Source organism: Candidatus Jordarchaeum sp., assembly GCF_052745115.1.
On sequence record NZ_JBRAKS010000313.1, the window covers coordinates 1 to 4,381 of the forward strand.

At 43.2% G+C, this 4,381-nt stretch carries 5 protein-coding genes and 1 pseudogene; 3 read left to right on the forward strand and 3 right to left on the reverse strand.

Annotation, left to right across the window (positions count from 1 at the left end):
* From ACUVXA_RS16775 to ACUVXA_RS16785, 3 genes and pseudogenes are all read left to right on the forward strand, one after another.
* Window positions 1-113, forward strand: a pseudogene (locus ACUVXA_RS16775) (IS701 family transposase); the annotation flags it as partial.
* Window positions 114-286: 173 nt separating this feature from the next.
* Window positions 287-1,162: a hypothetical protein gene (locus tag ACUVXA_RS16780; RefSeq protein ID WP_445872437.1), complete on the forward strand. Its 876-nt coding sequence runs from the start codon at window positions 287-289 to the stop codon at window positions 1,160-1,162.
* A 222-nt stretch (window positions 1,163-1,384) separates the two neighbouring features.
* Window positions 1,385-3,001 (forward strand): hypothetical protein, encoded by a 1,617-nt coding sequence (locus tag ACUVXA_RS16785; RefSeq protein ID WP_445872438.1) that lies wholly within the window; start codon window positions 1,385-1,387, stop codon window positions 2,999-3,001.
* A 39-nt stretch (window positions 3,002-3,040) separates the two neighbouring features.
* Here ACUVXA_RS16785 and ACUVXA_RS16790 read toward each other — a convergent pair whose 3' ends face one another.
* The 3 genes from ACUVXA_RS16790 to ACUVXA_RS16800 are packed head-to-tail and all read right to left on the reverse strand — an operon-like array spanning window position 3,041 to window position 4,263.
* Window positions 3,041-3,307, reverse strand: a complete 267-nt coding sequence (locus ACUVXA_RS16790; protein ID WP_445872439.1) for a zinc ribbon domain-containing protein — start codon at window positions 3,305-3,307, stop codon at window positions 3,041-3,043.
* Window positions 3,249-3,713, reverse strand: coding sequence for a transposase (locus ACUVXA_RS16795; protein WP_445872440.1), 465 nt, complete (start codon window positions 3,711-3,713; stop codon window positions 3,249-3,251). Before ACUVXA_RS16795 ends, ACUVXA_RS16790 begins: the two co-directional genes overlap by 59 nt.
* Before the next feature lie 55 nt (window positions 3,714-3,768).
* Complete coding sequence (locus tag ACUVXA_RS16800) at window positions 3,769-4,263, reverse strand: hypothetical protein (protein WP_445872441.1); 495 nt, start codon at window positions 4,261-4,263, stop codon at window positions 3,769-3,771.
* Window positions 4,264-4,381 lie beyond the last annotated feature (118 nt).

Genomic DNA, 4,381 nt, shown 5'->3' on the forward strand with positions numbered 1-4,381 from the left:
TCCGGTTGGAGGCGTACCGGCTGCGGACCGGCGTAAGCTGGTACAAGGCTAAGGTGAGCATCATTCGAGAAGCAGTCCGGACTTACTTGGCTAACCCCACATACATCCTATAGCCCAACTGCGTAAGTCCTAACGATAAATTTATTTAGTTTCAAGAAAAACTGTCTACAAAAATGTATGGTCTGGAATTCGATTCCAGAGTGATAATCTAGGTGGTCTAAAATCGGAAATAGGGTGAAAAAAGCTCAAGGGGTGTACTTAATTATCTCTTATGGGGGTTCTAGATTTGACCGATGATAGATCTAACATTTATGCTTTGTACTTTATTGAGAGAGATTCTGGAAAGTGTATGTATCATCAGAAGTTTAGTGGTGTTGAGGTAGACCCCGATAGGTTGTCTGGATTTATCTCAGCCATAGTTTCTTTTTCCGAGGAACTCTTACCTAAAATGGGTGATGAGTGGTTAAAAACCATTGATCGCGGAAGTTTCAAATTAATAGTTGAGCGGGGGAACAATGTTTACGGTCTACTTATTGCTGATCAGGAAACTCCGGAAACTAGGATGGTACTGAAAAATCTGATTAGTACTTTTGAAAAAAAGTTTTCCTCTCAGATTGAGAGGTGGAAGGGTGAGCTAGGTGTTTTTGAGGATTTTAGGAACGATGTTTTTAAAGCGTTTCCCTCTCAATCTATTCTACCTCAGTATGTTCCGGAGCTGCTTTCAAAACTCAGTAACAGTATTCAAATAAGTCCCAAAATGTCTGTAATTTTAAAAATTTTGAGAGAGCTTCCAGAGACTAATCTGCAGGAAATATCTGCAAGGAGCGGTTATAGTATTAGTGAAATTCTGGATGAGATTCGGAGTCTTGTAGTGAAAGGCTTGATTAGCTTTAGGGTAAAAATTCAAGACAATGATATGTACCAGATTTCTCCTAGGGCATGGGAGGCTCTAATGAAGGGTGTTTACCAGATTGAAAAAATTCAGAAGATTTATGGTGCTCGAGGCGTGGAAATTCTTTTTGCGAATGATGGAAAAAGAACTGTGAAACAAATTGCTCGGGATTTGAGGCAAAGCCCGGGTTTTGTCAAGGTTGTTATGGGATATTTCCTCATGGAGGGCTTTATACACCTAGTTCCTAATCATAAAATAAGAGATGAATAGCTATTATATCCGTTAAAAAGATTTTTATTATAAAACTATTATAAACTTGTTGAAATATTTTTATTAATTTTTTTAAATTTTAGCCCTTTACTCCAATGAGCTTATTAATTAAAATGTGTAAATAAATAGTTGAGTTAAGATGGGTTCCTCTTTCGGATTCTTTGATGAGGTGTATGGATACCTTAGTTGTAATTGTATAACGCAGTTTTTAGGAGGAATTCTATGTCTGATGTTGCGGTGGTGCAGACTCTAAAAAAGAGTATAGAAGAAATGAAATTGAAGGTGGATAAGAACGCTGAGGAGATTTCACGGCAGCTTGATAATTTAACAGGTTTCATTGGTGAAAAATTAACTAATGTAAATCAAGAAACCCGGGTGAACCTTGAGAAGCTGGCTGCCGATTTAGGGGGCATGTTCTCGAATTACCGGATAGAGTTGCTTAAAGCTTTGGAGGATTTTCTAATCTCGGACGAGGCGGTACTTAAAACAGTTATTGGTAGTGTTTCTGGTGGATTTTCGACCGAGGAAAAAAACCTTTCTGCAGCGCTTATTCGGGTAAATGAAAAAATCAGTGAGGATGTAGATAAAGCCGGTACCCAATTTGCCTCTAAAAATTTGGAGCTTAAAAGCGATTTGCAGACGCTACTCGGTGAGAGAGTAAATGATTTGAAAACGAGAGTTTCATCTAGTCTCAACGAAAGTTTGAAAAATTTCCAGACAACCATGAGCGGATTGAAAAATGAGATAGGGTCAAGCATTGATGCTTCCTCTTCCTCCGCAAAGGATTCAATCACACGTTCAAGAAGCAATGTGGAAAGCGTTCTTTCTGACGTGGCTAATCAGCTAGACACATTACATCAGCATGTTTTATCCGTTAAAGAGCAACTAGAAAGTTCTTTAAGCTCCACAGAATCAAATGTTTTAGAATCCTTAGAGCGAGTGAAAATAAAGGCCAGTGAAACTATAGGTTCATCCTCCGAGAACACAAACAAGGATGTGGGAAAGCTTCGGGAATCAATTGAAACCGGGCTTGGTAACTTCTCTACCAGTTTTGAATCACAAGTAACTGCTTCAGTTGATGGAACAACCAGAGAGGTTCAAGACAGTTTCGATAAATTAAAGTCGGGAATAGATTCCGCAATTGATACCACCCGTGGTAATGTTTCTAAAGGCTTACTCACCACCTCAAAGAATATCCAAGACCAAGTAACTGCACAAGGCACAAAAAGAAAGGCCACAGTAAACGAAACTAAGGGGAAAATAGAGAACGCCCTTTCCGGTGTTTCAAATACATTAAAGGAACAAACAACCAGATACGCTGCAGGTGTTGACACCACCATTAAGCCGGTGAAAACAGAAGTTGAAGGTCAGATTAGGGATGCTAAGGAAAAGGCAATCTCAGCCTTAAAACAGGTTAAGGACTTAGCCTTTGCCGAGGTTGTGGGAACCGGAGTAATCTCCGGATGGGACAATATAAAAGGATTTATACGAAAATCCATGGCGAGTGCTAAATCGAACATTTTACTGGTCATCCCAAACCTAGACGACAAAGATGCGGAAGCAATAGCCTCCCTAAATCCCAGAATTAAGGTGGATCTCTCAGCCACAGGGAACCCGAATACGCTTCAAAAACTCTCTACAAGACCTAACACCACAGTCAAGATATCAGAGACAGAAAACCTAATCGGGTTGATACGAGACAGAGAGGAAGTTCTATTCGCCCCGGTATCCCCAAGAGCTAAACAAGCCATTGCCGTTGTAAGTGCTCAAGAAGGATATATCGAAGAGCTTTCAAGACCACTGAGAGAAAACATGGTAAGAGCAAGAAAACTGGAATAAGAGATCTGACATACTCCCCGTGCTAAAGCATCGGGGATTCTACGCCACACATGGTAGCGTGGGGCGTGTCACCGCCCCGTTAATGACTCCCGCAGGGATTGGTTCTCCCTGAGCGAGTCCTATATTCACACAGCCCACAGCGTCTCTGTGAGCCTCTAATCCGCAGTTGAGACACCGGAACAGTCTACCCTTTCTTACTATGTGTTTAGAGTCGCATCTTGGGCACTGGGACGATGTTCCCCGCTCCTCAACCGTTGTTACTCTGATTTCGTATTCCTCTGCTTTTTCTTTGATTCTTTTTAACACGTACCCGTGGGACCAGAAGTTGTGTATCAGGGAGTTTGACTTTTTGGAGAAGTTTGCTTGTTTCCTTACCTCTCTCAAATCGCCGCAAACAATCTCCGAGACACCTTCCCGCCAACATCTGCGAAAAGTCTGAAACCAGACCGTTCACGCGGTCTCTGAACCTTCTCCGCCGCCTTCGGTACAGTGTCCTCAACTGTTGGGAGGTGTGCTCATTGCTTGCTTTGAGCATGGACTGGTGCTCGGCGATTCTTTTGGTCCAGTACCACCAGTCCGAGAGCAGGGAATTTGCCCGGTAGCCAAACACCTCCCCATCCACACTCACCATTACGGGGACTTTTACTCCCAGATCCACGTACGCCCTCCTGTTTCCAATTGGCTGGTGCGGAGGCTCGACCTCCACTGGCATGTAGGCGTACCACCGCTCTGAGAGCTCATCGTAGACTATCTCAAGCCTCCCCTGCTTACCGCTCCACCTGTTCTTGCCCTTCCACTCTATTTTGAGCCCGAAAGGAAGTTTTAAAACATCGCCCTCCAGCCGGTAGCAGTTGCATCTGATGGGAATCCTCAGCTTTCTCTCCCCGCTTCTCCGGTCCTTCCAGTATCCCGGGGGGGCGCGGTTTTCTCTCTAACTTTCCCGTTTTCCACTTCTTCAGCAGGGCGAAGAAGGATTTCCAGGACTCGTCGTTTTTCCTTAATATCTGCTGGGCGGTGGCTGAGCCCACCAGTTTCTTGTACCTGTGGTATTCCTCGTCGGTCTTCCAGTCAAAGTTGCCCGAGAAGAAGGATTGCCTCCTCCTGTAGTTTATCTCGTTGTACATCCTGGAGCAGTTGTCCGCCAGCTTGAACAATCTTTCAGTCTGCTCCCCTGCGGGTTTCAGTTGGAAGGTGTTGGTTCTCATCATTTCCTTCTTACTCCTTTCCACACCCCAATTATACCACTTTCCATATTTATTCATATCACATTACATTCGCAATTCATCCCACCTCTAAAGAGGAAGGGCTTTCTTGCTCAAAATCTTGTAACCGCTCTACCCTCATTTTTTTTATAAAAAATTTAGAATCCATTTGAATTTT

Bases quoted from the DNA above. Each gene is read 5' to 3' on its own strand.
- ACUVXA_RS16800 (WP_445872441.1), bottom strand. From the start codon at position 4,263: ATGAATAAATATGGAAAGTGGTATAATTGGGGTGTGGAAAGGAGTAAG.
- ACUVXA_RS16795 (WP_445872440.1), bottom strand. From the start codon at position 3,713: ATGCCAGTGGAGGTCGAGCCTCCGCACCAGCCAATTGGAAACAGGAGG.
- ACUVXA_RS16785 (WP_445872438.1), top strand. From the start codon at position 1,385: ATGTCTGATGTTGCGGTGGTGCAGACTCTAAAAAAGAGTATAGAAGAA.